Origin of the sequence: Sulfitobacter sp. 1A13353 (assembly GCF_043557255.1) — a bacterium.
Classification (GTDB): Bacteria; Pseudomonadota; Alphaproteobacteria; order Rhodobacterales; family Rhodobacteraceae; genus Sulfitobacter; species Sulfitobacter faviae.
The window spans coordinates 698,541-723,553 of sequence record NZ_JBIFFS010000002.1; the positions used below are offsets into that span (position 1 = coordinate 698,541).

General features: G+C 60.3%; 34 protein-coding genes. 3 read left to right on the forward strand and 31 right to left on the reverse strand.

Features of this window, described 5'->3' with window-relative positions:
• Window positions 1–214: 214 nt before the first annotated feature.
• The 14 genes from ACGYLO_RS07140 to rpmC all read right to left on the reverse strand — a co-directional run bounded on the left by ACGYLO_RS07140 (window position 215) and on the right by rpmC (window position 7,822).
• Entirely contained in the window at window positions 215–862 is a 648-nt protein-coding gene (locus ACGYLO_RS07140) for an adenylate kinase (protein ID WP_271688297.1), read from the reverse strand.
• The gene (gene secY / locus ACGYLO_RS07145) at window positions 859–2,241 is read right to left on the reverse strand and encodes a preprotein translocase subunit SecY (protein ID WP_276154269.1); all 1,383 of its coding nucleotides are present in this window, start codon (window positions 2,239–2,241) and stop codon (window positions 859–861) included. Before secY ends, ACGYLO_RS07140 begins: the two co-directional genes overlap by 4 nt.
• Before the next feature lie 119 nt (window positions 2,242–2,360).
• Window positions 2,361–2,843, reverse strand: a complete 483-nt coding sequence (gene rplO / locus ACGYLO_RS07150; RefSeq protein ID WP_067263142.1) for a 50S ribosomal protein L15 — start codon at window positions 2,841–2,843, stop codon at window positions 2,361–2,363.
• Window positions 2,844–3,470: 627 nt separating this feature from the next.
• A complete protein-coding gene (gene rpmD / locus ACGYLO_RS07155; RefSeq protein ID WP_067267994.1) occupies window positions 3,471–3,659 on the reverse strand; it encodes a 50S ribosomal protein L30 in 189 nt (62 codons plus the stop codon).
• 2 nt (window positions 3,660–3,661) lie between these two features.
• Window positions 3,662–4,243, reverse strand: a complete 582-nt coding sequence (gene rpsE, locus ACGYLO_RS07160) for a 30S ribosomal protein S5 (RefSeq protein WP_067267992.1) — start codon at window positions 4,241–4,243, stop codon at window positions 3,662–3,664.
• 169 nt (window positions 4,244–4,412) lie between these two features.
• Window positions 4,413–4,772 (reverse strand): 50S ribosomal protein L18, encoded by a 360-nt coding sequence (gene rplR / locus ACGYLO_RS07165; protein ID WP_067267990.1) that lies wholly within the window; start codon window positions 4,770–4,772, stop codon window positions 4,413–4,415.
• Window positions 4,773–4,783: 11 nt separating this feature from the next.
• Complete coding sequence (gene rplF / locus ACGYLO_RS07170) at window positions 4,784–5,317, reverse strand: 50S ribosomal protein L6 (RefSeq protein WP_067267988.1); 534 nt, start codon at window positions 5,315–5,317, stop codon at window positions 4,784–4,786.
• Window positions 5,318–5,327: 10 nt separating this feature from the next.
• Window positions 5,328–5,720, reverse strand: a complete 393-nt coding sequence (gene rpsH / locus ACGYLO_RS07175; RefSeq protein ID WP_067267987.1) for a 30S ribosomal protein S8 — start codon at window positions 5,718–5,720, stop codon at window positions 5,328–5,330.
• Between the two features lie 12 nt (window positions 5,721–5,732).
• The gene (gene rpsN / locus ACGYLO_RS07180) at window positions 5,733–6,038 is read right to left on the reverse strand and encodes a 30S ribosomal protein S14 (RefSeq protein ID WP_136720403.1); all 306 of its coding nucleotides are present in this window, start codon (window positions 6,036–6,038) and stop codon (window positions 5,733–5,735) included.
• A gap of 18 nt (window positions 6,039–6,056) precedes the next feature.
• A complete protein-coding gene (rplE, locus tag ACGYLO_RS07185) occupies window positions 6,057–6,620 on the reverse strand; it encodes a 50S ribosomal protein L5 (protein ID WP_209218383.1) in 564 nt (187 codons plus the stop codon).
• Window positions 6,613–6,924, reverse strand: coding sequence for a 50S ribosomal protein L24 (gene rplX, locus ACGYLO_RS07190; protein ID WP_271688299.1), 312 nt, complete (start codon window positions 6,922–6,924; stop codon window positions 6,613–6,615). The genes rplE and rplX overlap by 8 nt, the downstream gene beginning before the upstream one ends.
• Before the next feature lie 2 nt (window positions 6,925–6,926).
• Window positions 6,927–7,295, reverse strand: coding sequence for a 50S ribosomal protein L14 (rplN, locus tag ACGYLO_RS07195; protein WP_005621870.1), 369 nt, complete (start codon window positions 7,293–7,295; stop codon window positions 6,927–6,929).
• A 63-nt stretch (window positions 7,296–7,358) separates the two neighbouring features.
• Window positions 7,359–7,604 carry a 30S ribosomal protein S17 gene (gene rpsQ / locus ACGYLO_RS07200; protein ID WP_067267977.1) on the reverse strand — a complete coding sequence of 82 codons (246 nt, stop codon included), beginning with the start codon at window positions 7,602–7,604 and terminating at the stop codon, window positions 7,359–7,361.
• A gap of 14 nt (window positions 7,605–7,618) precedes the next feature.
• Window positions 7,619–7,822: a 50S ribosomal protein L29 gene (gene rpmC, locus ACGYLO_RS07205; protein ID WP_209218384.1), complete on the reverse strand. Its 204-nt coding sequence runs from the start codon at window positions 7,820–7,822 to the stop codon at window positions 7,619–7,621.
• A 181-nt stretch (window positions 7,823–8,003) separates the two neighbouring features.
• Here rpmC and ACGYLO_RS07210 point away from each other — a divergent pair, with 181 nt between their 5' ends.
• Both ACGYLO_RS07210 and ACGYLO_RS07215 read left to right on the forward strand, forming a co-directional pair.
• Window positions 8,004–8,627 (forward strand): TIGR02466 family protein, encoded by a 624-nt coding sequence (locus tag ACGYLO_RS07210; RefSeq protein WP_271688301.1) that lies wholly within the window; start codon window positions 8,004–8,006, stop codon window positions 8,625–8,627.
• A gap of 287 nt (window positions 8,628–8,914) precedes the next feature.
• Window positions 8,915–9,469, forward strand: a complete 555-nt coding sequence (locus ACGYLO_RS07215; protein WP_271688302.1) for a hypothetical protein — start codon at window positions 8,915–8,917, stop codon at window positions 9,467–9,469.
• 72 nt (window positions 9,470–9,541) lie between these two features.
• On the opposite strand, the gene rplP is transcribed toward ACGYLO_RS07215, so the two are convergent.
• The 15 genes from rplP to rpsL form a co-directional block, all read right to left on the reverse strand.
• Window positions 9,542–9,955, reverse strand: coding sequence for a 50S ribosomal protein L16 (gene rplP, locus ACGYLO_RS07220; protein ID WP_007118841.1), 414 nt, complete (start codon window positions 9,953–9,955; stop codon window positions 9,542–9,544).
• Window positions 9,956–9,968: 13 nt separating this feature from the next.
• On the reverse strand, window positions 9,969–10,676 hold the full coding sequence (rpsC, locus tag ACGYLO_RS07225; RefSeq protein ID WP_067267970.1) for a 30S ribosomal protein S3: 708 nt from the start codon (window positions 10,674–10,676) through the stop codon (window positions 9,969–9,971).
• Window positions 10,676–11,056: a 50S ribosomal protein L22 gene (rplV, locus tag ACGYLO_RS07230; RefSeq protein ID WP_067267968.1), complete on the reverse strand. Its 381-nt coding sequence runs from the start codon at window positions 11,054–11,056 to the stop codon at window positions 10,676–10,678. Before rplV ends, rpsC begins: the two co-directional genes overlap by 1 nt.
• Window positions 11,057–11,059: 3 nt before the next feature.
• Window positions 11,060–11,338 (reverse strand): 30S ribosomal protein S19, encoded by a 279-nt coding sequence (gene rpsS / locus ACGYLO_RS07235; protein WP_067267967.1) that lies wholly within the window; start codon window positions 11,336–11,338, stop codon window positions 11,060–11,062.
• Window positions 11,339–11,341: 3 nt separating this feature from the next.
• A complete protein-coding gene (gene rplB / locus ACGYLO_RS07240) occupies window positions 11,342–12,184 on the reverse strand; it encodes a 50S ribosomal protein L2 (protein ID WP_067267965.1) in 843 nt (280 codons plus the stop codon).
• Between the two features lie 311 nt (window positions 12,185–12,495).
• A complete protein-coding gene (locus ACGYLO_RS07245) occupies window positions 12,496–13,638 on the reverse strand; it encodes a PRC-barrel domain-containing protein (protein WP_271688303.1) in 1,143 nt (380 codons plus the stop codon).
• Window positions 13,639–13,880: 242 nt separating this feature from the next.
• A complete protein-coding gene (locus ACGYLO_RS07250; protein WP_271688304.1) occupies window positions 13,881–14,912 on the reverse strand; it encodes a fatty acid desaturase in 1,032 nt (343 codons plus the stop codon).
• 398 nt (window positions 14,913–15,310) lie between these two features.
• Complete coding sequence (locus tag ACGYLO_RS07255) at window positions 15,311–15,607, reverse strand: 50S ribosomal protein L23 (protein ID WP_067267962.1); 297 nt, start codon at window positions 15,605–15,607, stop codon at window positions 15,311–15,313.
• A complete protein-coding gene (rplD, locus tag ACGYLO_RS07260) occupies window positions 15,604–16,221 on the reverse strand; it encodes a 50S ribosomal protein L4 (RefSeq protein ID WP_067267960.1) in 618 nt (205 codons plus the stop codon). Before rplD ends, ACGYLO_RS07255 begins: the two co-directional genes overlap by 4 nt.
• The gene (gene rplC / locus ACGYLO_RS07265; RefSeq protein ID WP_082852159.1) at window positions 16,218–17,096 is read right to left on the reverse strand and encodes a 50S ribosomal protein L3; all 879 of its coding nucleotides are present in this window, start codon (window positions 17,094–17,096) and stop codon (window positions 16,218–16,220) included. Before rplC ends, rplD begins: the two co-directional genes overlap by 4 nt.
• Before the next feature lie 18 nt (window positions 17,097–17,114).
• Window positions 17,115–17,435, reverse strand: coding sequence for a 30S ribosomal protein S10 (gene rpsJ / locus ACGYLO_RS07270; RefSeq protein ID WP_067267998.1), 321 nt, complete (start codon window positions 17,433–17,435; stop codon window positions 17,115–17,117).
• Window positions 17,436–17,862: 427 nt separating this feature from the next.
• Entirely contained in the window at window positions 17,863–19,038 is a 1,176-nt protein-coding gene (gene tuf, locus ACGYLO_RS07275; protein ID WP_067260569.1) for an elongation factor Tu, read from the reverse strand.
• Window positions 19,039–19,131: 93 nt separating this feature from the next.
• Complete coding sequence (fusA, locus tag ACGYLO_RS07280; protein WP_067267958.1) at window positions 19,132–21,258, reverse strand: elongation factor G; 2,127 nt, start codon at window positions 21,256–21,258, stop codon at window positions 19,132–19,134.
• A gap of 65 nt (window positions 21,259–21,323) precedes the next feature.
• Window positions 21,324–21,794, reverse strand: a complete 471-nt coding sequence (gene rpsG / locus ACGYLO_RS07285; protein WP_067267956.1) for a 30S ribosomal protein S7 — start codon at window positions 21,792–21,794, stop codon at window positions 21,324–21,326.
• Between the two features lie 87 nt (window positions 21,795–21,881).
• Window positions 21,882–22,253, reverse strand: a complete 372-nt coding sequence (gene rpsL, locus ACGYLO_RS07290) for a 30S ribosomal protein S12 (protein WP_007118826.1) — start codon at window positions 22,251–22,253, stop codon at window positions 21,882–21,884.
• 401 nt (window positions 22,254–22,654) lie between these two features.
• Here rpsL and ACGYLO_RS07295 point away from each other — a divergent pair, with 401 nt between their 5' ends.
• The gene (locus ACGYLO_RS07295) at window positions 22,655–23,458 is read left to right on the forward strand and encodes a putative rhamnosyl transferase (RefSeq protein WP_271688305.1); all 804 of its coding nucleotides are present in this window, start codon (window positions 22,655–22,657) and stop codon (window positions 23,456–23,458) included.
• Here the strand turns inward: ACGYLO_RS07295 and ACGYLO_RS07300 are convergent.
• Together ACGYLO_RS07300 and ACGYLO_RS07305 are read right to left on the reverse strand one after the other, a co-directional pair.
• Window positions 23,431–24,318: a DMT family transporter gene (locus ACGYLO_RS07300; protein WP_271688306.1), complete on the reverse strand. Its 888-nt coding sequence runs from the start codon at window positions 24,316–24,318 to the stop codon at window positions 23,431–23,433. The two genes, ACGYLO_RS07295 and ACGYLO_RS07300, sit on opposite strands and share 28 nt — an antisense overlap.
• Window positions 24,319–24,431: 113 nt before the next feature.
• Entirely contained in the window at window positions 24,432–24,836 is a 405-nt protein-coding gene (locus ACGYLO_RS07305) for a two-component system response regulator (RefSeq protein WP_067267950.1), read from the reverse strand.
• Window positions 24,837–25,013: the final 177 nt, after the last annotated feature.

The window sequence follows — 25,013 nt, forward strand, 5'->3', positions numbered from 1 at the left end:
TCACAACACAAGCCCGAGGCGGTAAGACCATCGGGCTAAGGCTGATCAGGTGATCTTGCGGGGTTGGGCGGAACCCTTGCCGCAATTTGATTCTCTTACGAGATAGGGGTGACTATGAGGTTTTGCGCAGGGCGTCAAGGCCCGCACAAAACTCAGCGCTGATCGGCAGCGCGAAGGCAAAGGACAGCGCCCCCTGCCCCGCGCCGCCGGGAAATCACTTGTCGAGAACCTGCGCGATTGCGCCGCGCACTTCTTCGATCTGGCCCAGACCGTTCACGCCGCTGAGCATGTCTTTGGCATAGTAGTAGCCGATCAGCGGAGAGGTCTGTTTGTAATAGGCCATCAGACGGGTTTTGAGGCTTTCCTCATTGTCGTCTGCGCGGCGCTTGAACTCGGTCCCGCCGCAGTTGGTGCACTTACCATCTTCGGGGATCGGTTTGGTCAGGTCGTTATAAACCTCGCCACAGCTTGCGCAAGTGGACCGCGCGGTGATGCGGGCGACCAGCGCCTCATCATCGACCTTCATCTCGATCACAGCGTCGAGGGTCTGGCCCTCTTGCGCCATCAGATCGGCCAGCGCATCGGCCTGCGCCAGCGTGCGGGGGAAGCCGTCGAAGATAAAGCCGCCATGCTCGGCCTTGTCGGTGAGCTTTTCGCGGATCAGGCCAATGACGATCTCATCGGTGACAAGCGCGCCGCGGTCCATCACGTCGGCCACGATCTTGCCCATCTCCGTGCCGCTGTCCTTGGCTTCACGCAGCATGTCGCCAGTGGACAGCTGAACCATGTTGCGGGTCTCAACCAGATGACGTGCTTGGGTGCCTTTGCCTGCGCCCGGAGGCCCGAGTAGGATAATATTCATCGACGTACGGGGCTCCGTTTCTTGCGTGTACCTTTGCCTTTGCCCGCGCCCTTGCCGCGCAGCTGAGACTTCTCAAGCAGACCTTCATACTGATGCGCCAGCAGATGGCTCTGAACCTGTTGGATCGTGTCCATGGTGACCGAGACGACGATCAGCACCGAGGTGCCGCCGAAGTAGAAGGGGATCGCGAACTGGCCGCGCAGAATCTCGGGCAGAACACAGACCGCCGCCAGATAGGCTGAGCCGAGGACGAGGATGCGGTTGACCACATACTCCAGATACTCGGCGGTACGCTTGCCGGGGCGGATGCCGGGGACAAAGCCGTTCTGGTTCTTCAGGTTGTCGGCCACGTCATCGGGTTTGAAGCTGACGTTGAAGGTATAGAAATAGGCGAAGAAGACGATCATGCCCACGAAAAACAGCAGGTAAAGGGGCTGACCGGGGCCGAAGTTCGCCAAGAGCCAAGACATCACCGGGCTGGTGGAATTGCCCGAGAAGGTGCTGACGGTGACCGGCAGCAGCAGCAGTGAAGAGGCGAAGATCGCCGGGATCACACCCGCCGGGTTCACCTTCACCGGCAGGTGGCTGGTGCCGCCATCGTACATTTTCATGCCGACTTGGCGGCGTGGATATTGAATGTGAATCTTGCGCAGCGCGCGCTCCATGAAGACCACGAACATGATCGTCGCGATCACCATGACCAAGACGCCCACGATGACGGCGGGGCTGATGGCGCCCGAACGGCCCGAGGCGAAGAACTGCGCGATGGCGGCGGGAACCTCGGCGATGATGCCGACGAAGATAATCAGCGAAATGCCGTTGCCGATGCCGCGCGCGGTGATCTGCTCACCCAGCCACATCAGGAACATCGTGCCGCCCACGAGGGTAATCATACAGGCCGCGATAAAGCCGAAACCCATCTGGCCATCGGCCACGATGTCACCGGCCTGAAGGCTCACGGCAAGGCCATAGGACTGCAAAGTCGCCAGCGCCACGGTGCCGTAGCGCGTGTGTTGGTTGATCTTCTTGCGCCCCTGCTCGCCCTCTTTCTTAAGCTGTTCCAGCGCAGGAACCATGGAGGTCAGCAGCTGAACGATGATCGAGGCCGAGATATAGGGCATGATGCCCAGAGCGAAGATACCCATCCGGCCAAGCGCGCCGCCGGTGAACATCGACACCATGCCGCCGATGCCTTGGCCTGCGCTCTCCATAAAGTCACGCAGCGCGCCACCGTCGATGCCGGGAACCGGAATGAAGGTGCCAAGGCGGTAAACGATAAGCAGCCCGAGCGTGAACAGAATCCGGTTGCGCAGGTCTGTTGCCTTGCCCAATGCGGACCAGCTCGTGTTCGCGGCCATGTTTTCGACGGCAGATACCATGAGGGGTCTCTTCTTTTGTTGCGAAAACGCCGCCCGGGCCGTTTTCCGGCGGGCGGCGTTCGGGAAAACTTGAGGTTATGTAAGCGGCTGGCGCGCCGCTCACAAGCCTTAAGGCCGCTTTACTCGGATGCCTCGGCCGCCTTGGGGGCGGTCACGGTCACCTTGCCGCCTGCCTTCTCGACCGCCTCGATGGCGGACTTGGAAGCGCCAGCGACGTTCAGGTCGATCTTGGAGGTGATGTCACCCTTGGCCAGAACGCGGATACCGTCCAGCTCACGACGGACCAGACCGGAAGCAACCAGCGCTGCGGCGTCAATGGTGTTGCCCGCGTCAAGTTTCTTCGCGTCGATGAACTTCTGGATCAGGCCCAGGTTAACGACAGCGAAGGATTTGCGGTTCGGCTTGTTGAAGCCGCGCTTGGGCAGACGCTGGTAGATGGGCATCTGGCCGCCTTCGTAGCCGTTGATGCTCACACCCGAGCGGGACTTCTGACCCTTGATACCACGGCCACCCATTTTACCCTTGCCAGAGCCGGGACCACGGCCAACGCGCATACGCTTCTTGGCTGCGCCTTCGTTGTCGGAAAGTTCGTGCAGTTTCATGTCGCTTCTCCTTATGCCGGAAATGGCCCCCAGCGACGGGAGTGGCCAAACGCGGCGTTGCGATTCCATTGCGACCCAACACGGGCCACCGGGGGCGTATAGGGGATGGCGGGGGGCGTGACAAGGGGGGCATGGCGACTACCTCCAGCGCCTCACCCCTGTCGACCTAATCCCACCGGCTAGTGGCAATGATATGGCTTTGATCCGGCATGGCAACATCGCCCCGGCGGTGAGGATTTTCTACATCCGCCCCCATGGGCGGGGCCGTCGGGGGTACTTAGTTGGCTGGTTTGCATCTGAACCGACGCGAAGGACGGCGCACCAGCCGCCACAAATATAACGGCGAGTATAGCAAAGGGTTTCATCGTTAATCCTATCCGTTTACGCCCCGAAAAAATGCGTGAGGCCATTCAACGGTAAATGTTAACGAAATATTAACAAGTGTTGAAAACGAGTGGGCGAAGGAACCGACCTCTCGAATCCCCCCAGTAAGCGGACCGAACGCGTACCAAGCGCGCCTCAGCAGTCGCCTGCCAAACCCGCAAATCCCACAACGCAAAACGCCCCGCAGTTCCCTGCGAGGCGCTCTCGTAGGATGGTCCTCCACCCTACCGCTGAACCCTAGGTTCAGCCTTTCTCTTCAACGATCTCGACCATATGCGAGACCTTGTTGATCATGCCGCGCACGGAAGGTGTATCTTCCAGCTCACGGGTGCGACCCATTTTGTTGAGGCCGAGGCCGACCAGCGTTGCGCGCTGTTTGGCGGGGCGGCGGATCGGCGAACCGACCTGCTTGATTACGAGTGTCTTGGCCATGCTTATGCCTCCTCAGCCACTTGAGCGGAGGACTCTACGTTGTCTTCACGCTTGGGCAGAATGTCAGCCACTTTCTTGCCGCGACGCTGCGCGACGGAACGGGGCGATTGCTCTTTCTTCAGACCGTCCAAAGTGGCGCGGATCATGTTGTAGGGGTTCTGCGAACCGACCGATTTGGACACAACGTCTTTCACGCCCAACATCTCGAACACGGCACGCATCGGACCACCGGCGATGATACCGGTACCTTCAGGTGCTGTGCGCATGATGACGCGGCCAGCGCCGTGGCGACCATGCATGTCGTGGTGCAGGGTGCGGCCTTCGCGCAGTTGCACGCGGATCATCTGACGCTTGGCTTGCTCGGTCGCCTTGCGGATGGCCTCGGGCACTTCTTTCGCTTTACCCTTGCCAAAGCCGACGCGGCCTTTCTGATCGCCCACGACCACGAGTGCGGCGAAGCCGAAACGCTTACCACCCTTAACGGTCTTGGACACGCGGTTGATCGCGACCAGACGGTCAGCGAATTCCGGGGTCTCGTCGCGTTGGTTGCGGCGGTTGCCCCCACGGTTGTCATCTCTTGCCATCTGGCATCTTCCTTTTTCTGTGGCCTTACCGGCCCTTAGGATCAATCCTGGTGAGCCCATGGCCCCCGGATCATCGAGAGGGCCTTCCCGGCCCTCTTCGCAGGAGAGCTATGCCCGAGGCATAGCCTTCGTATGAAAGCGGGTGCGTGGTTGCCCACGCACCGCACAATCAGATCTTCAAACCGCCTTCACGCGCAGCTTCGGCCAGAGCCTTCACCTTGCCGTGGAAGAGGAAGCCGCCACGGTCGAAGTATGCTTCTTCGACGCCGGCTTTCTTGGCACGTTCGGCAATCGCGGCACCGACTTTCGTCGCTGCTTCGATGTTGTTTTTGCCAACCACGCCCAGATCCTTCTCCATGGAGGAGGCGGAGGCCAGTGTCACGCCGTTCACATCGTCGATCAGCTGGGCCGAGATGTTCTTGGACGAACGGTGTACCGACAGGCGAAGACGCCCGGCGTTGACTTTGCGGAGTTTGTTCCGAACGCGCATGCGGCGCTTCAGGAACAGCTGTCGTTTGGTATTTGCCATCAATCCGTTCCTTACTTCTTCTTGCCTTCTTTGCGGAAGATGAACTCGCCCTTATAGCGGATGCCTTTGCCCTTATAGGGCTCGGGCTTGCGCCATGCGCGGATGTTCGCGGCAACCTGACCAACGAGCTGTTCGTCGATGCCTTCCACAACGATTTCGGTCTGCTTGGGTGCCGTCACGGTCACGCCCTCGGGCGCAACGTAGTCGACATCGTGGCTCAGGCCGAGGTTCAGTTTCAGCGTGTTGCCGTTCATGGCCGCACGATAACCAACACCCTGGATTTCAAGCTCTTTCTTGAAGCCCGTGGTGACGCCGGTCACCAGGTTTTCGATCATGGTGCGGGACATGCCCCACTGCTGACGGGCGCGCTTGGACTTGCCGCGCGGTGTCACAGTGATTGCGTTGTCTTCGACCGCGAGGCTCACGTCATCAGTGGCACGGAAGCTGCGGGTGCCCTTGGGGCCCTTCACTTCGATGGTCTGACCGCTCACCTCTGCCGAGACACCCGAAGGCATAGCGACTGGTTTCTTACCGATACGAGACATTGTCTTCTCCTTAGAATACGGTGCAGAGCACTTCGCCGCCGACATTGGCAGACCGTGCAGATGCGTCCGACATCACACCTTTGGAGGTGGAGACAATCGACACGCCGAGGCCCTGACGGACGACGGGGATGTCATTGACGGCCATGTAGACGCGGCGGCCGGGCTTGGAAACCCGCTTAAGCTCACGAATAACAGGTTCGCCTTCGTAGTACTTGAGGCTGATTTCGATGGCGGGGTGGCCATCGGCGCCCGTGACTTTTTCATAGCCGCGGATGTAGCCTTCGTCGGCCAGCACGTCCAGAACCCATGCACGCAGCTTGGAAGCCGGTGTCATGACGGTGGATTTGCCGCGCAGCGAAGAGTTACGGATGCGTGTCAGCATATCTGCGATAGGATCGTTCATCTGATGCGCTCCTTACCAGCTCGACTTGACCATGCCGGGAATCTGGCCGGAAGAGCCAAGGTCCCGCAGCGCGATCCGCGAAATTTTCAGTTTACGATAGTAGGCGTGCGGGCGGCCCGTCAGCTGGCAACGGTTGTGCAGACGCACAGCAGAGCTGTTGCGCGGCAGTTTCGCCAGCTTCAGGGAAGCGCGGAAACGCTCTTCCATCGGTTTGCTTTCGTCGCTCACGATCTCTTTCAGAGCCGCGCGCTTGTCAGCGTACTTCTTAACCAGTGCTTCGCGCTTCTTCTCGCGCTCAATCATGGATTTCTTAGCCATTTCTAATCCTTCCCGCGCTTATGAATTGAAGGGCATGTTGAATGCTTTCAACAGCGCCTTGGCTTCAGCGTCGGTTTTCGCCGTGGTGGCGATCACGATGTCCATACCCCAAGTCTCGTCAACTTTGTCGAAGTCGATTTCGGGGAACACGATATGCTCTTTCAAGCCCATGGCGTAGTTGCCACGGCCGTCAAAGCTCTTGCCCGAGATGCCGCGGAAGTCGCGGATACGGGGCATTGCGATCGTGATCAGACGATCAAGGAATTCGTACATACGGTCGCCACGCAGGGTCACTTTCGCACCCAAAGGCATGTCCTCACGCACGCGGAAACCAGCGATGGATTTCTTGGCCACGGTTGTCAGAGCCTTCTGGCCTGCAATCGCGGTCAGGTCTTCCTGAGCCGACTTGGCTTTCTTGCTGTCGCGCACGGCTTCGGCACCGCAGCCGATGTTCAGAACGATCTTGTCCAGCTTGGGGATCATCATGTCGTTCTTGTAGCCGAATTCCTCTTTCAGGGCGGCGCGGATCTTCTCGCGGTATTCGGCCTGAAGGCGGGGTGTGTAGGTTGCGGTATCAAGCATCGATCACGTCCCCCGTGGTCTTGGCAAAGCGCACTTTCTTGTCGCCTTCGATTTTGAAACCCACGCGGGTGGCTTTGCCATTGGCATCCACCAGTGCGAGGTTGCTCAGGTCGATCGGCATCGCCTTGGGAATGCGACCGCCTTGAGTTGTCTGTGTCTGGCGCGTGGCGCGGATGGCGATTTTCACGCCGTCAACGATGGCCTTGTTCGACTTGGGGTCAACGGACGAGATGGTGCCCGTCTTGCCTTTGTCCTTGCCGGACAGGACGATGACCTTGTCACCTTTGCGAAGTTTAGCAGCCATGATTACAGCACCTCCGGAGCGAGCGAGATGATTTTCATGAAGTTCTTCGCGCGCAGCTCACGAACGACCGGCCCGAAGATACGGGTGCCGACCGGCTCGTTGTTGTTATTCAGGATAACAGCGGCGTTGCGGTCGAAGCGGATGGCGGTGCCATCTTCACGACGAACTTCTTTGGCGGTGCGAACGACGACGGCCTTGCGGACGTCGCCCTTTTTCACACGACCACGCGGGATGGCTTCCTTGACCGACACGACGATGATGTCGCCGACGGACGCGTATTTACGCTTGGAACCACCCAGGACCTTGATGCACTGAACACGGCGCGCGCCGCTGTTGTCAGCAACATCCAGGTTGGTCTGCATCTGGATCATTTGGTTTCTCCCGACCTTCTGGGGGGCGATGCGGCCCTCATCCCAGGGTTTCGTTTAAGGGGCTCAGGCCTCGGCTTTGTCCGAAGTCAGAACTTCCCAACGTTTGGTTTTCGACTTGGGGGCACATTCGATGATGCGTACAGTGTCGCCCACCTTGAACGTGTTGTTCTCATCGTGAGCCCGGTACTTTTTGGACTTACGGATGGTCTTTTTCAGAACCGGATGCGTAAAGCGGCGCTCTACGGAAACGGAAACTGTTTGTGCGTTGGCGTCCGATGTCACGGTGCCTGTAAGGATACGCTTGGGCATGTTTCAGGCTCCTATTATTCGGCTGCCGCAGCAGCGGCTTTCTGGTTCAGCACGGTGTGGACACGGGCCACGTCACGCTTAACAGTCTTCAGACGTGCGGAATTCTCCAGCTGGCCGGTGGCCTGCTGAAAACGCAAGTTGAAGGATTCTTTTTTCAGGTTCACAAGCTCGTCGCGGAGCTGGTCCGGCGTCTTGTCATGCAGTTCGCTGGCTTTCACGGCCTCTTCCTTTCAACATCACCAGTAGGCCCCTGTCAGGGTGACCATGATTCTGGTGGAGTTCATGATGAAAGGTGCCAATACGCGTTGAGGTCGCACATGGCAACCCCCGTTGGCCCGCATCTGCGCTTTTGGCGCAAATAGGCTGGCGATGGGGGTATGTTCGGCGTAAGGAGGAGCCATGTCAAACATCAAATCGCTTTTCGCCACCCGCCTCTATCACGCCGCCTTGTCGGACCATGGCAAGCCCATCGACACCGATGAACTGGCCGCCTCCTGCTTCTCGATTGCCGAGGATGATGAGGCCGGTCAGGACTGGTGCGAAGAGAATGGCTATGCCGGCTACACCTCCTATGCCTCGCTGGATGACCTGCCCTACCGGTTCCCGATCTTTAAGGATTTGGTCAAATCGCTCGACAAACATGTCGCGGCCTTTGCCAAGGATCTCGAGTTCGATCTCGGTGAGCGTAAATTGGTGCTCGACTCGCTTTGGCTGAACATCCTGCCCGAAGGCGGCATCCATACATCGCATATCCACCCGCATTCGGTGATCTCGGGAACGACCTATGTGACCATGCCCGAGGGAGCCAGCGCGATCCGCTTCGAAGACCCGCGGCTGCCGATGATGATGGCCGCGCCGGGCCGGATGAAGGGCGCGCGCGAGGAACTGCGGCCTTTCATCTATGTGGCCCCCGAAGCGGGCGACGTGCTGCTGTGGGAAAGCTGGTTGCGGCACGAGGTGCCGATGAACATGATCGAGGAAGATCGGGTGTCGGTCAGTTTTAACTACGCCTGGGAGAGCTGAGGGCCAGCGTCTGCCCGCGGGTGGGCGATCCAACGGTGCCTCGTGCCACTTTATCTCTCAACCATGATGGGCGCCCTCAACGTCGCGCCCAGCCTCACCAAATCGCCCACCCGGTCGCACCAAAGGTGCGCCTAGTATATTCTGGAATGCCTCTGGCGTGACGGGCGGGCAGGCGATGGCCCGGCGCCTGCGGCGCGGATCAGGCCGGGGTGGCAGTGACAGGCTTCTTGCCCTGATGGAAAACTTGACCGACAGTTGAACGCTTTCAAAAGGTCATTCGCATCGCCATGTTTCTCCGCCTGCTCTTCCTCGCCTCAGCCGCCGCCACGGTCGCCGCCTTCCTGTACCCCACATTCCGCGACCTGCTGCTCATCGGCCTGCCCTGCGCCATCGCCAGCGCGATCCTCCTCCTGCGGTCGCTCCGCCGGGGGCGCAAAGACTGGGTCATCGTCGACGGCTCCAACGTCATGTTCTGGAAAACCGGAGCACCTGACATCCGCGCCGTGCGCGAGGTGGTGGACGAACTCCGCGCGCGCGGACAATCCCCTTGCGTGGTCTTCGACGCCAACGCGGGATACCGCCTCATTGGCCGGTACCAACACGACAAGGCGTCGAGCAGCCAGCTCGACCTGCCCGCAAGCCGCGTGATGGTCGTCCCGAAAGGCACGCCCGCCGATCCCTACATTTTGAAAGCGGCCCGCGATCACCGCGGCCGGATCGTCAGCAGGGACCAGTTCCGGGATTGGAGCGAGGCCCACCCCGAGATCGGCACCCCGGGCCATCTGGTGAAAGGCGGCTACCGGGGCGGGAAACTCTGGCTCGCACTGGACCGCGAAGACTGACAAAACAAAACCCCCGCCGATCGCTCGACGGGGGTTTCTTTTCTCTCAGCCGCCCCTTGCGGGGCTACGGGCTTACCAGTCCTCGCGGACCACGACCCGGGTCTTGATCGGCAGCTTCATGGCTGCCAGACGCAGGGCTTCGCGCGCCACGTCTTCGCCGACACCGTCGATCTCGAACATGATGCGGCCCGGCTTGACCTTGGCGGCCCAGAAGTCGACGGAACCTTTACCTTTACCCATACGAACTTCGACGGGCTTGGAGGTTACCGGAACATCCGGGAAGATGCGGATCCAGACACGGCCCTGACGCTTCATGTGACGCGTCATGGCGCGGCGTGCCGCTTCGATTTGACGGGCTGTAACCCGCTCCGGCTGCAGTGCTTTCAGGCCGTAGGTGCCGAAGTTCAGGTCAGACCCGCCCTTCGCCAGACCCTTGATCGAGCCTTTGAACTGCTTGCGGAATTTAGTACGCTTTGGTTGAAGCATTTCTCATTCCCCCTTAGCGACGACCGCCGGCACCGCGAGGTGCTGGGCCGTCTTGGAGTTCCTGTGCCTTGCGGTCACGCGCGGCGGGGTCGTGTTCCATGATCTCGCCTTTGAAGATCCAGGTCTTGATCCCGATGATGCCGTAGGCGGTGGACGCCTCGACATGCGCGTAATCGATGTCGGCACGCAATGTGTGCAGCGGCACGCGACCTTCGCGGTACCATTCGGTACGCGCGATCTCGGCACCACCCAGACGACCCGCGAGGTTCACGCGGATGCCCAGTGCGCCCATGCGCATGGCGTTCTGCACGGCACGTTTCATGGCCCGGCGGAAAGACACCCGGCGCTCCAGCTGCTGTGCAATGCTCTCACCAACCAGATGTGCGTCCAGCTCGGGCTTGCGGACCTCAACGATGTTGAGGTGCAGTTCCGAGTTGGTCATCTTGGCAATCTTCTGGCGCAGCGTCTCGATGTCCGCGCCTTTCTTGCCGATGATGACACCGGGGCGTGCTGTGTGGATCGTGACGCGGCACTTCTTGTGCGGACGCTCGATGATCACACGGGCAACACCGGCCTGGTGGCACTCTTTCTTGATGAAGTCGCGGATTGCGAGGTCTTCGAGCAGAAGATCACCGTAATCCTTGGTGTCGGCGTACCAGCGGCTGTCCCAGGTGCGGTTCACCTGAAGGCGCATACCGATCGGATTGACTTTGTTACCCATCAGGCTTGCTCCTCAACTTGACGCACTTTGATCGTGATCTCGGCAAACGGCTTGATGATCTTGCCGAACCGGCCACGGGCCCGCGGGCGACCGCGCTTCATGGTCAGGTTCTTGCCGACATAGGCCTCGGCCACGATCAGCTCATCGACGTCCAGGTTGTGGTTGTTTTCCGCGTTGGCGATGGCGGACTGAAGGCATTTCTTCACGTCCTGCGCGACCCGCTTCTTGGAGAAGGTCAGGTCGGTCAGCGCCTTGTCCACGGACTTGCCACGGATGAGGGCAGCAACCAGGTTCAGTTTCTGCGGGCTCGTACGAAGCATGCGCAGCTTTGCCATTGCTTCGTTGTCTGCCACGCGGCGGGGATTCTTATCCTTGCTCATGGCTTATTTCCGCTTCGCTTTTTTGTCGGCGGCATGACCGTAGTAGGTGCGAGTCGGGGAGTATTCGCCGAACTTCTGACCGATCATTTCTTCGCTGACGTTGACAGGAATGTGCTTGTGACCGTTGTAGACGCCGAACGTCAGACCCACGAACTGGGGCAGGATCGTGCTGCGGCGCGACCAGATCTTGATCACTTCGTTACGACCGCCCTCACGGGAAGCCTCTGCCTTTTTGAGGACATAAGAGTCAACAAAAGGACCTTTCCATACTGAACGAGCCATTGATTAACGCCCCTTCTTCTTGGCGTGACGCGAGCGGATAATAAGCTTGCTGGACGCTTTGTTCTTGTTGCGGGTCTTGGCACCCTTCGTCGGCTTACCCCAAGGAGTAACCGGGTGACGACCACCAGAGGTCCGGCCTTCACCACCGCCGTGCGGGTGGTCGATCGGGTTCATCACCACACCACGCACAGAGGGACGGATGCCCTTGTGACGCATGCGGCCCGCTTTACCGTAGTTCTGGTTGGAGTTGTCGGGGTTGCTGACGGCACCGACGGTGGCCATGCATTCCTGACGCACGAGACGCAGCTCGCCGGAGCTCAGACGGATCTGAGCGTAGCCACCGTCACGACCCACGAACTGGGCGTAGGTGCCGGCGGCACGGGCGATCTGACCGCCTTTGCCGGGCTTCATCTCGATGTTGTGGACGATCGTACCGATCGGCATGCCCGAGAAAGGCATCGCGTTGCCGGGCTTGATGTCCACTTTGGCGCCGGCGATGATCTTGTCGCCAATGGCCAAACGCTGCGGGGCCAGGATGTAGGCCTGCTCGCCGTCTTCGTACTGGATCAGTGCGATGAAGGCTGTGCGGTTGGGGTCATATTCGATCCGCGCGACAACAGCGGACATGTCCAGCTTGTTACGCTTGAAATCAACGATACGGTAGAGGCGCTTTGCACCACCACCTGTACGACGCATTGTGATTCGTCCGGTGTTGTTCCGGCCACCGGATTTGGTCAGACCCTGAGTAAGGGCTTTGACCGGGCGGCCTTTCCACAGCTCCGAACGGTCGATCAGTACCAGTCCACGCTGGCCTGGCGTCGTCGGTTTGTACGACTTGAGTGCCATGTTCTCTGTCTTCCGTTTGCTAGGCACGCTCGCACCGAGGTGAAAGCGCGTTGGTTATAGGGCCCCGAAGGTCCCCTGTGGGAGTGGTGGATGGGTTTAAATCTCTTGCGAGGCAGGCATCCCAACCACCGGGATCGTTCAAATAGCCAAACCCCGGACGAATCCGGGGTCTGAGCCGATGTGGCGACGTAACAGGTTCGCAACAGCCCGTCCAGTGGGCATGGCGAAAATCCTCTCCCCTGCCCGCACAAAAGAAAAGAAGGCGCCGAAGCGCCTTCTTCTATTGGTTTAGCGACTACCCAAGGTGGGTATTAGTCAAGGCCAACGCTCTCAGCCAGACGCATACCGGGGTCGAGGATTTCAACTTCGGCTTCGTTGAATTCCGGCATGCTTTCCAGACGCTCTTCGGTCACGCCGGGGACGATAACTTCGTCTTCACGCATGATCAGCTTCTCAACCGGAATGGCGACTTCGTTTTCGCCCATACCAAGGAAACCACCAACGCCGATGATCGCAACAACGGTGTCACCACGGACGCCGATGAAGTCGATTTCGCCAACGTCTTCACCGGTCTCGGTTGCAACGCTGCGGCCAGTCAGTTCTTCTGCGGTCAGGTTGAAGATCGGCAAACGCTGCACGTTCTCCTGATAGCGGGCACGGTCTTCTTCGGCCATATTGCCCTGCTCGTCAGCGTTGAAGTCTTCCATCAACACGCGCGCTTGCTCTTGCTCGACGTCAATCTCGGCGCCCTCGGCACCTTCAACGTTAACCTGCGGTGCTTCGGCTTCTTCGACGACGACATTCGCGTCTTCGCCCTGCTGCACGTTCACGTTGGCTTCTTGCTGCTCAACGTCGACGCGGGCTTCTTCGGATTCGGCCACATTCACATCGGCTTCGGCCTGCTCAACGGTCACGCGCGGCTCGGCTTCCTCAATGGTTACTTTCGGCTCCGGGCGCACGAACTTCACGACGGGTTCGGGCTGCTCAAGATCGACGATCGGCTCGCCTGTGTCCACGTCAACCTGCGGCTTCGGCACCTGCACGGTCACGACCGGCTCGGGGATGCGCACGGTGACCTGCGGCTGTGCCTGCTCTACGGTGATGATCGGGGCCTGCTGCTGCACGCGAACGGTCGGCTCGGGAACGGCGACGTTCACTTCGGGCTGGCCCTGTTCAACGGTCACAACGGGTGCGTCCTGCGAGACGTTCACATCGGGCTCGGGAACGGTCACGTCAACTTCGGCGTCTTCCTGCTCGACAACCACTTGGCCGCCAGCAACATTCGCAGTCGCGGCTGCGCCACCTTCGACTTCGGCTTCCATCTCGGCTTCGACTTCGGCATTGCGCTCGATGGTCTCTTCGACGTTCTCTGTCGCATCCTGCGCCAGAACCGGAGCGGCCGCGAAAAGGGCAACGGCGGATACGCCAGCCATGAGTGTTTTGGTATAGATCATTAGGTCTCTCCCGTGTTCGTTTACGATAAATGAGGCGCGCAGCACCCCGTCTTCCACGGTGAGACAACCGGCAGCTTTCTGCTCTGTTCCGAATAAATTGATGGCTTTTTTTCGGAACTTTTCCGGGGTCGCCGCATGATTGAACGCGCAGCCGAGAAGATCGCGCGAAGGTAATGACAGCCCTCCAAATGCAAAGACCCCCGCCAAAGCGGGGGCCTAGATCATAGCCAAATCCTGCGGCTTCAGGCGACCCTGCGCGCCTGCGCGAAAGACAACAGGCGCTTGCTTTTCTCATCCCACAGATGCAGCCGCGCGTTGGCAAGGCTCTCGCGGATGGTCATCCGGTTCCCCTCCGCCAAGGCGACATGGTCGCGCAGCACTTCCGGCAGGCGATAGAAGGGAATGCGGCTGTAGAGGTGGTGCACATGGTGAATGCCGATATTGGCGCTCAGCCACTGCAAGGGACGCGGCAGGATGTAATGCGAGGAGCCGTGAAAGGCCGCGTCATGCAGGTCCCAAGCGTCATTCTCTTCCCAATGGGTCGTCTCGAACTGGTGCTGCACATAGAACAACCACATGCCCGCCGTGGCCGCCAGAAGGGTGCTGGGTACGAAGATCAGCAGAATGGGCATGATCCCCCCGAAATAGAAGATCACCACAAGTGCTGCGAGGATCGTCAGATTGGTGCCCATCGCGCTCAGCCAATAGCGGGTCTGCGCCATCAGTCCCAGTGGCACGCGGTTCTGCACGAAGAAGAGATAGGTCGGCCCAAGACCAAAAAGCACGATCGGGTTCCGATACAGGCGGTAATGCAGCCGCCCGAACAGCCTAAGCGCGCGATACTCCGCAACCGTGAGCGTGTGAATATCGCCAATGCCGCGACGGCCAAGGTTCCCGGCTGAAGAGTGGTGAATCGAATGGGTGCGACGCCACACGTCATAGGGCGTCAGCGTCAGCACCCCGAGCGCACGGCCCACCCAATCGCTGGTGCGGCGACTGCTGAAAAAGGCCGCATGGCCGCAGTCGTGTTGGATCGCGAAGAGCCGCAGCAAGAAGCCCGCGTTCACCAGCGAGATCGCGAGTGCCAACCAGCCGCTGACTGAGAGCGCCCACCAAGCCAGCGCCCAAAGGAGGATAAAGGGACCGAGCGTGATCGCCAGTTCAAAACTGCTGCGCCAAGTGCTCGGCTCGCGGTAACGGGCCAGCACGCGCACCCAGTCGCGCGCGTTCGACACGTCCGCAGACGCGCCGGAGGTAGATTTTTCGTGGGACATGGACCTGCTTTTTGTCGTTATCCGAGGTCTTGTAGAGGAAAGCACGCCGCAAGCAACGCCCGCGTCACCCTTTGCCGTTACGTCGCGGCATTTAGGCTGGAAACAGCCTGCTTTGGGGGGAGGGTTGAGCCTGTGGCTAGTCCATGGCCGGGGTGGCATTCATGCTCCGAGGGCCAGCGCCTGCCCGCGGGTCGGCGATCTGACGGACCTTGGTGCCACTTTATGGTTCAACCGAGATGTGCTTTTGCGAGGTCACGTCCAGCCTCACCAAATCGCCTACCCGTCCGGGCGGGCAGGCGATGGCCCGGCGCCTGCGGCTTGTCCCGGGCCCCGGCGCATCCCCGAAACGAAAAAGGCCCCCGCAATGCGGAGGCCTTTTCCAAATGTCTAACCGGCAATCAGAGCCCGGTGGAGACGTCGATCGTGTTGCCCTCTTCGAGCGTCACATAGGCCTTTTTCACGTCCTTACGGCGGCCCATTTGGCCCCGGAAACGCTTGACCTTGCCTTTGGTGATGGTCGTGTTCACGGCCTTCACCTTGACGTTGAAGAGCGCCTCGACGGCCTCTTTGATCATCGGCTTGTTGCTGTCGATCGCGACTTCGAAGACGACGGCGTTCTGTTCGGACGCCATGGTTGCCTTCTCGGTGATGACCGGCTTGCGGATCACGTCGTAGTGTTGATGCTTGGCGCTCATTTCAGGCGTGCCTCCAATGCTTCGATCCCCGCTTTGGTGATCACCAGAGTGTCACGCTTGAGGATGTCATAGACGTTTGCGCCCATCGACGGCAGGATGTCCAACCCATCGATGTTGCGCGCGGCCTGTGCGAAGTTCTCGTTGACCGAAGCGCCATCGATGACCAGCGCGCGTTTCCAGCCCAGGTTCGAGACCTGCTTGGCCAGAGCGGCGGTTTTGCCCTCGGAAGTTGCTTCGTCGATGATGACCAACGAACCGGCTTTTGCTTTGGCGGACAGCGCGTGGCGCAGGCCCAGCTTGCGGAACTTCTTGGTCAGCTCGTGGCCGTGGCTGCGCGGGGTCGGACCCTTGTAGATACCACCCTTGCGGAAGATCGGCGCATTGCGGTCACCGTGGCGTGCGCCGCCGGTGCCCTTCTGGCGATAGATCTTCTTGGTCGAGTAGCTGGTCTCGGACCGGGTCTTGACCTTGTGCGTCCCCTGCTGCGCGTTGTTACGCTGCCAGCGCACGACGCGGTGCAGGATGTCGGCACGCGGCTCCAGGCCGAACAGGGCTTCGTCCAGGTCTACGGACCCGGCTTTGCCACCGTCGAGTTTGATGACATCGAGTTTCATGCGTCACCTTCTTTCTTGTCAGCGTCGGCATCGGAATTGTCGGCATCCGAACCTTCAGCTGCGATTTCGGCTTCTGCGGCTTTCAGCGCTTCAGCTTCCTGTGCGGCTTGCTCTTCGGCCAAACGCTTGGCTTCGGCTTCTGCCTCTGCGGCGGCTGCGGCGGCGGCCTCTTCGGCGGCTTTCGCGGCTTCGTCAGCAGCAGATTTCAGAGCGGCGGGCAGAATCGCGTCTTCGGGGAACGGCTTTTTGACCGCATCCTTGACGGTGACCCAGCCACCTTTGGAGCCGGGAACGGCGCCTTTGACCATGATCAGGCCACGCGCGCTGTCGGTCTTGACGACTTCGAGGTTCTGCGTGGTGACACGGGCAGCACCCATGTGACCAGCCATTTTCTTGCCTTTGAAAACCTTGCCGGGATCCTGACACTGGCCTGTGGAGCCGTGCGAACGGTGAGAGATCGACACACCGTGCGAGGCGCGCAGACCGCCGAAGTTGTGACGCTTCATCGCACCGGCAAAACCTTTACCGATGGACGTGCCCGCAACGTCGACATACTGACCGGCGAAGTAATGGTCAGCGGTGATTTCCTCACCGACGTTGATCATCGCGTCTGCGTCGACGCGGAACTCGGCCAGCTTGCGCTTGGGTTCCACTTTCGCCGCGGCAAAGTGACCACGCATGGCTTGGCTTGTGCGTTTGGCTTTCGCCGAACCGGCACCGAGCTGAACGGCGGTGTAGCCGTCACGGTCCGCGGTGCGCTGTGCGACAACCTGAAGCTTGTCCAACTGAAGAACGGTCACAGGGATCTGCTTGCCGTCTTCCATGAACAGCCGGGTCATGCCGACTTTTTTTGCAATAACGCCTGAGCGCAACATATGATTACCCTCCCGGCTTTACGATTGCAGCTTGATCTCGACGTCCACGCCAGCGGCGAGGTCGAGCTTCATCAGCGCGTCCACGGTCTGGGGGGTCGGATCAATGATATCCAGCAGACGCTTGTGCGTGCGGATTTCAAACTGGTCACGGGATTTCTTGTCGACGTGGGGACCACGAAGAACGGTGAATTTCTCGATCTTGTTCGGCAGCGGAATGGGACCGCGAACCGAAGCGCCTGTGCGCTTGGCGGTGCTGACGATTTCCTGAGTGGAGGCATCGAGCACCCGGTAGTCAAACGCCTTCAGGCGAATGCGGATGTTCTGGCTTTGAACGGCCATATGCATATCCCTTGTTTTGGGATTCTAACGGATTGGAGGAAGCAGGCTCATCCGGCCCCCTCTTCGCGCCTTGGTAATAAATCAAACGGGGCGCGTCTAACGCACCCCGGTTCGATGCGCGTCCTATAGGGGGAATCAAAGCAAGTGGCAAGAGGGTTCTAAAAACCCCCGTGTTTTTAGAACCAGTGCGCAAAGTCATGCCGGACACGGCGTGACCGCGCACCCCGTCAGCGCTCAATCACAACCGGAAAACGCGCCGTCCCCTCCGTATCACGCACACGCCAAAGGCCCCTCTCCCGCCAAAGCAAAAGGCCGCAGCAAAAGCTGCGGCCTTTCGAATATCTGAACCGTGGTCCCCGGTCAGGCCAGGGGGTGGGCTCTCATCGCTCCTGCGGAGCAACTGCCGCCCACCGGGGCCGTTTCAAAATCACTCGGTGATTTTGGAAACGACGCCTGCGCCGACAGTCCGGCCACCTTCGCGGATCGCGAAACGCAGGCCGTTTTCCATGGCGATCGGTGCGATCAGCTCAACGCCGAAGGACACGTTGTCGCCAGGCATGACCATCTCGGTGCCTTCTGCCAGCTGAACGGTGCCGGTCACGTCAGTTGTACGGAAGTAGAACTGCGGACGGTAGTTCGCGAAGAACGGCGTGTGACGGCCACCTTCCTCTTTGGTGAGGATGTAGGCTTCGGCTTCGAACTTGGTGTGCGGTGTCACGGAGCCGGGCTTGCAGAGAACCTGACCACGCTCAACGCCGTCACGCTCAACGCCGCGCAGCAGGGCGCCGATGTTGTCGCCAGCTTCACCACGGTCCAGCAGCTTGCGGAACATTTCCACGCCGGTGCAGGTGGTTTTCTTGGTGTCGCGGATGCCGACGATTTCGATTTCGTCGCCAACGTTGATCACACCACGCTCGACACGGCCGGTCACAACGGTACCACGGCCAGAGATCGAGAAGACGTCTTCGACCGGCATCAGGAAGGGCTGGTCCACGGCACGCTCAGGTGTCGGGATGTAGGCGTCAACTTCGGCCATCAGCTTCTTGATCGACTCTTCACCGATCTCGGGCTTGTTGCCTTCCATCGCCGCCAGAGCGGAACCTGCAACAACGGGGATATCGTCGCCGGGGTAGTCGTAGGAGGACAGCAGTTCGCGGATTTCCATCTCGACGAGCTCGAGCAGCTCTTCGTCGTCGACTTGGTCAACTTTGTTCATGAAGACGACCATGGCGGGGATGCCAACCTGACGGCCGAGCAGGATGTGCTCGCGGGTCTGGGGCATCGGGCCGTCGGCCGCGTTCACAACCAGGATCGCGCCGTCCATCTGCGCCGCACCGGTGATCATGTTTTTCACATAGTCAGCGTGGCCGGGGCAGTCGACGTGGGCGTAGTGACGGTTCTCGGTCTCATACTCGACGTGCGCGGTCGAGATGGTGATGCCGCGGGCCTTCTCTTCGGGCGCGCCGTCGATCTGGTCATACGCCTGGAAGTCACCGAAGTATTTGGTGATCGCCGCGGTCAGCGTGGTTTTACCGTGGTCAACGTGGCCGATCGTGCCGATGTTGACGTGCGGTTTGGTGCGTTCAAACTTTGCCTTTGCCATGGTGTTGGCTCCTTTTGGTCTTTCTCAATGGTGTATGCGCAGCACACACCCAACGATTTGGGTCGGCGCGCGGTTTCCCACGCGCCGATTTCCTTAAGCGAACTTGGCCTGAATCTCGTCCGAGATGTTCTGCGGCACGGGTTCGTAGTGGTCGAACTGCATGGTGAAGTTCGCACGACCCGACGACATCGAACGCAGGGTGTTGATGTAGCCGAACATGTTGGCCAGCGGCACGAAGGCGTCGATCGCGATGGCATTGCCGCGCGTATCTTGACCCTGCACCTGACCACGACGGGATGTCAGGTCACCGATGATGCCACCGGTGTATTCTTCCGGGGTCACAACTTCGACCTTCATGATCGGTTCCAGAAGCTTCGCACCGGCTTTCTTCATGCCTTCGCGCATCGCCATACGGGCGGCGATTTCGAAGGCCAGAACGCTGGAGTCCACATCGTGGAACTTACCGTCGATCAGGGCCACTTTGAAGTCGATGACCGGGAAGCCCGCCAGCGGACCGGAGTCCAGAACCGACTTGATACCCTTTTCCACGCCCGGGATGTATTCCTTGGGAATGGCACCACCAACGATGCGGCTCTCGAAGGAGTAACCTTCGCCCGGCTCGGTCGGCGTCAGGATCATCTTGACCTCACCGAACTGACCCGAACCACCCGACTGCTTCTTGTGGGTGTAGGTGATTTCGGCCTCTTTCGAGATCGTCTCACGGTAGGCCACCTGCGGCGCACCGATGTTCGCCTCGACCTTGAACTCGCGCTTCAGACGGTCGACGAGGATGTCGAGGTGAAGTTCGCCCATGCCTTTCATGATGGTCTGACCGGATTCCAGATCGGTCTCGACGCGGAAGGAAGGGTCCTCGGCGGCCAGACGGGCCAGACCTGCAGACATCTTTTCCTGGTCGGCCTTGGTCTTCGGCTCGACCGCGATCTCGATCACCGGATCGGGGAAGGTCATGGTTTCGAGGACGACCGGATCGTTCTGCGCGCAGAGCGTGTCACCGGTGGTGGTGTCCTTGAGACCCGCCAGCGCGATGATGTCGCCCGCGAAGGCCTCTTCGATTTCTTCGCGGTTGTTGGAGTGCATCATCATCATCCGGCCGACGCGCTCTTTCTTACCCTTGGTCGAGTTCAGAAGCGTGTCGCCCTTGCGCAGAACGCCCGAGTAGATGCGGGTGAAGGTCAGCGAGCCGACGAAGGGGTCGTTCATGATTTTGAACGCAAGGCCCGAGAACGCCATGTCGTCATCCGCGCGGCGCGGGATGTTGCGGGTCTCGGTCTCGTCACCCGGCTTGAAGCCCATGTAGTCGACAACGTCCAGCGGGCTGGGCAGATAGTCGATCACGGCGTTCAAGAGGGGCTGAACACCTTTGTTCTTAAAGGCGGAACCACAGAGAACGGGGATGAATTTGATGGCCAGAGTACCCTTGCGGATCAGGTCGCGCAGGGTGTCGACGTCGGGCTCGGCGCCGTCCATCAGGTAGTTTTCCATCGCCTCGTCGTCCATCTCGACCGCGGTCTCGATGAGCTTGGCACGCCATTCGTCGGCGGTCTCTTTCAGGCTGTCACGGATCTCGCGCTGTTCCCAGGCGGCACCGAGGTCTTCACCGGCCCAGACCCATTCTTTCATGGTCACGAGGTCGACGATGCCTTCCAGCTCGTTCTCTGCGCCGATCGGGATCTGGATCGGAGCAGGCGTGGCGCCTGTGCGGTCCTTGATCATGTGCACGCAGTTGAAGAAGTCCGCGCCGATCTTGTCCATCTTGTTGACGAAAACGATACGCGGCACCTTGTAGCGGTCAGCCTGACGCCAAACGGTTTCGGTCTGCGGCTCAACACCGGCGTTGGCGTCGAGAACGGCAACCGCACCGTCGAGAACGGCCAGCGAACGCTCAACTTCGATGGTGAAGTCAACGTGGCCGGGGGTGTCGATGATGTTCATCCGGAACTTGGTGTCGGATGTCGCATCGGCTGTGGGCTCTTCCTGACGCTGCCAGAAAGTGGTGGTCGCGGCGGAGGTAATGGTGATGCCGCGCTCTTGTTCCTGCTCCATCCAGTCCATGGTTGCGGCGCCGTCATGCACCTCACCAATGTTGTGGCTTTTGCCGGTGTAGAACAGGATGCGTTCGGAACAAGTGGTTTTACCGGCATCGATGTGAGCCATGATGCCGAAGTTGCGGTAGCGTTGGAGCGGATAGTCGCGTGCCATGGGGCTGCTTCCTCGAAAATATCAGTACGAACGGATCGCGCCCGAAACCGGGCGCGACGTTGAAATTACCAGCGGTAGTGGCTGAACGCTTTGTTCGCGTCGGCCATCTTGTGCGTATCTTCGCGCTTTTTAACAGCGGTACCACGGGACTGCACAGCGTCCAGCAGCTCGCCGGCAAGGCGTTCTTCCATGGTGTTTTCGTTACGCGCACGGGCGGCTTTGATCAACCAGCGGATCGCCAGCGCCTGACGACGCTCGGGGCGCACTTCGACCGGTACCTGGTAGGTGGCACCGCCGACGCGGCGCGAGCGGACTTCGACGGAGGGCTGGATGTTTTCCAGCGCTTCGTGGAACACTTCGATCGGCGCGCGCTTGATCTTGTCTTCGACGCGGGTCATCGCGTTGTAGACGATGCGCTCGGCGACAGATTTCTTGCCGTCGATCATCAGGTTGTTCATGAATTTGGTGAGAACCAGATCGCCGTATTTGGCGTCTGGCAGGACTTCGCGTTTTTCAGCGGCGTGGCGGCGTGACATGTCAGTGTCTTCCTCTTGGCGGGTGGTGGGGCGCGGCCCCACCGAACATCGGGTGGATCGGCGGGGGCGGGCCCCACCGGTGCGAGATTACTTCGGACGCTTCGCGCCGTACTTCGAACGACGCTGCTTACGGTCTTTCACGCCCTGCGTATCAAGAACACCGCGCAGGATGTGGTAACGCACACCCGGAAGGTCTTTTACACGACCGCCGCGGATCAGAACCACGGAGTGTTCCTGAAGGTTGTGGCTCTCACCCGGGATGTAGGAGATCACTTCGAACCCGTTGGTCAGGCGCACTTTGGCAACCTTACGCATCGCCGAGTTCGGCTTTTTCGGTGTGGTGGTGTACACGCGTGTGCAGACGCCGCGCTTTTGCGGGCACTCCTGCAGGTGCATGGATTTCGAACGTTTGACTTTCGGCTGCCGCGGCTTGCGGATCAGCTGTTGGATCGTTGGCATTCCGGTTATATCCCCGTATCGCTCAGATTGTGTACACGGGGGATCCCCCATGCGGCTAATTTCGGTTACTTCATGCGTCCACAAAGCAAAATGACCGCAACGTTCCCGTACCGAGGAAAACGACGCGGTGGGTTAACAGAGGATCGGGCCAGTAGTAGGCCGGATCGTGACCACTTCAGTTATGAATTCGGACTGGCAGAGCGGCCTCCACCTCCGAGATAGCGGGCGTATAGAGCGTTGCGCGGGGCCTGTCAACAGGTGGGCCCCGGTCGGGTCGCGGAGGTTTGCCGGGTGATGGCCCGGCGCCTGCGGCTTGGTTCCGGGCCCGGGTGCCACATTCCACCCTTGCCACGCCCCTGCCCCGCTCGCCATAGTTCGGCGAAGGACAGAAGGAAATCTCCATGCAAGCGATCGGCCTTTGCCGCTTTTCCTACCCGGCCTTGGGCGGCTTTCAGGTCGGCCACGAAACCACCGAGGAACGCATCGCCTATCTCTATGACGCGGCCCGGCTCGAAGAACGTTTCCGCCTGCTCGAAACCGTCGCCCTGCCCTGCCTGAAAGCGCAGACAGACCCGGACTTCTCCATCGTCTTCGTCATCGGCGACCAGTTCCCGGCGCCCCACGCCCGACGCCTCGAATCGCTGCTGGCCGACTTGCCGCAGGCGGTTATTCACCGCGAGCCGCCGCGCAATCATCGGGAGGTGATGAAGGAGGTGCTGAACGCCGCGCGGATCAACCCGGCCGAACCCTGCCTGCAATTCCGCTACGACGACGATGACGCCGTCTCGGTCGACTTCATCGCCCGGCTGCGCCAGACGGTCGCGCAAAGCGCGGGTCTGCTGAAAGGCCAGCGCTCCGTCGCCTTTGACTGGCCCAAGGGCTACATCGCGGAATTCGGCCCGCAGGGCATCCGCGCCGCCGAAGTGTACCGTCCGCTCAATGTCGCGGCACTTGCGATGTATGTGAAGGGCGGCAGCCCGCTCACCATCATGAACTTCGCCCATGAGAAACTGCCGCGCTTCATGCCCTGCGTCAGCCTGCCCGATGCGGCGATGTTCGTGCGCAGCCACAACGGCTCGAACGATTCGCGGCAGGGGCTGGCGCGGCATGTGGAAGTGGCCCCGCTGGATGCCGAAGGCGACGCGCTGTTTCACAAACGGTTCGCCATCGACCAAGCTCAGGTGCGGCGCGTCTTCTCGGCCTGAACCTTCAACTTCCGCTCGCGGTAGAGGGTGAAGACCCCCGTGGCCACCACGATCCCCGCGCCGATGAGGGTCAAGGCCCCCGGCCAGTCACCAAAGACGACCCAGCCCAGCAAGAGCGCCCAGAGAAGGCCGGTGTAGCGAAACGGCGCGATGAAGCCGATATCGCCGACCCGCATCACTTGGATCGAGAAGAAATAGCCGCCTAGCACAAAGACCCCTGAGCCGCCGATCAGCACCGCGACCGAGGGCGTTACCGGCGCCCAAGGCGCGCTCAGCGACGCCAAACCCGCCGCCGTCATCACCGACAGGGCGGTCACCAAGGTCACGGTCATCGAGGGCACCGCCGGTGACAAGGCGCGGGTCGACAGGTCACGGACCGTCACGCAGAGCACGGCGATCAGAACGTAGATCGACCAGATATTGAACCCTTCCGCCCCCGGCTTGACGATCAACAGCACGCCGCAGAAACCAATGCCGATGGCGACCAAACGCCGCCAGCCGACCGCCTGCCGGAACACAAGCGCCGCCGCCAGCGTCACCGAAAGCGGCACAACTTGAAGGATGGCGGTGACATTCGCCAAAGGCATGTTGAACAACGCGGTGAGAAAGAAATATGCCGCCGCGATCTCGGCCACCGAGCGCAGGCCGATGACTTTCCAGTCCCGCGCTTGAAGCCGGAAATCGATCCGTCCGAGCTGCCGACTGAGGGCCAAGATCAGCACCGAGGTTGTCACCCCCCGCAGAAACAACAGCTGAAACAGGGGCAGCGCCCCGTCGGTCATTTTGAGCAGCGTGTCGTTAAACGTGAAACAGGCCATCGAGGCGATCATCAGCAGCGCGCCGATGGTATTGGGGGACATGAAAGCGCTCCGGGAAAAATGGTGCGGCTTATATCACTGCCGCCCCCGAATGACTGGCAGCGGCTACTGGGGCTGTCAAGAACGGCGGCCCGCCCCGCCCAGACTGGCGCGCTCTACTGGTTCGAAGCCTGCGCTACCGGCTGCTGCTGGCTGGCCAGCAGATTGCGCACCGTGCTGCGCAGCAACCCCGGCTCGACCGGCTTTTGCATCACCGTCGCCGCCAGATCGCGGAAGGCGTCATAGACTTCAAGATCGCGGGTGCGCCCGCTGAGAAAGATGATCGGCGTCCCGGCAATGGCCGGATTCTCGCCAAACCGATGGGCCAGCTCCAACCCGCCCATATCCGGCATGGAGATATCGCTGATGATCAGGTCAGGCTTGAGATCATCAACCACCGCCAGCGCATCGCGGGCGTTCAGACAGGAGACAAAGCTCAGCGACCTGTCGTCGGAAAAGATCATCTTGACCAGTTCCAGAACGATCGGGTCGTCGTCGATATGTAGAATGCGGGACGTCATCAAAGCACCTTACGACGGTTAAGCTTTTGCAAACCTATTCGGACTATGTGGCGGATATAAGGCTTTGGCCTCAGAAACCAGCCCCCCGGGGCGGTGTCTGGCCGCGGCATTTGCCCACCCCATAAAAAAGCCCCCGCAGCGTCACTGCGGGGGCTTTTGTTTTTCAATGCGGTGCTA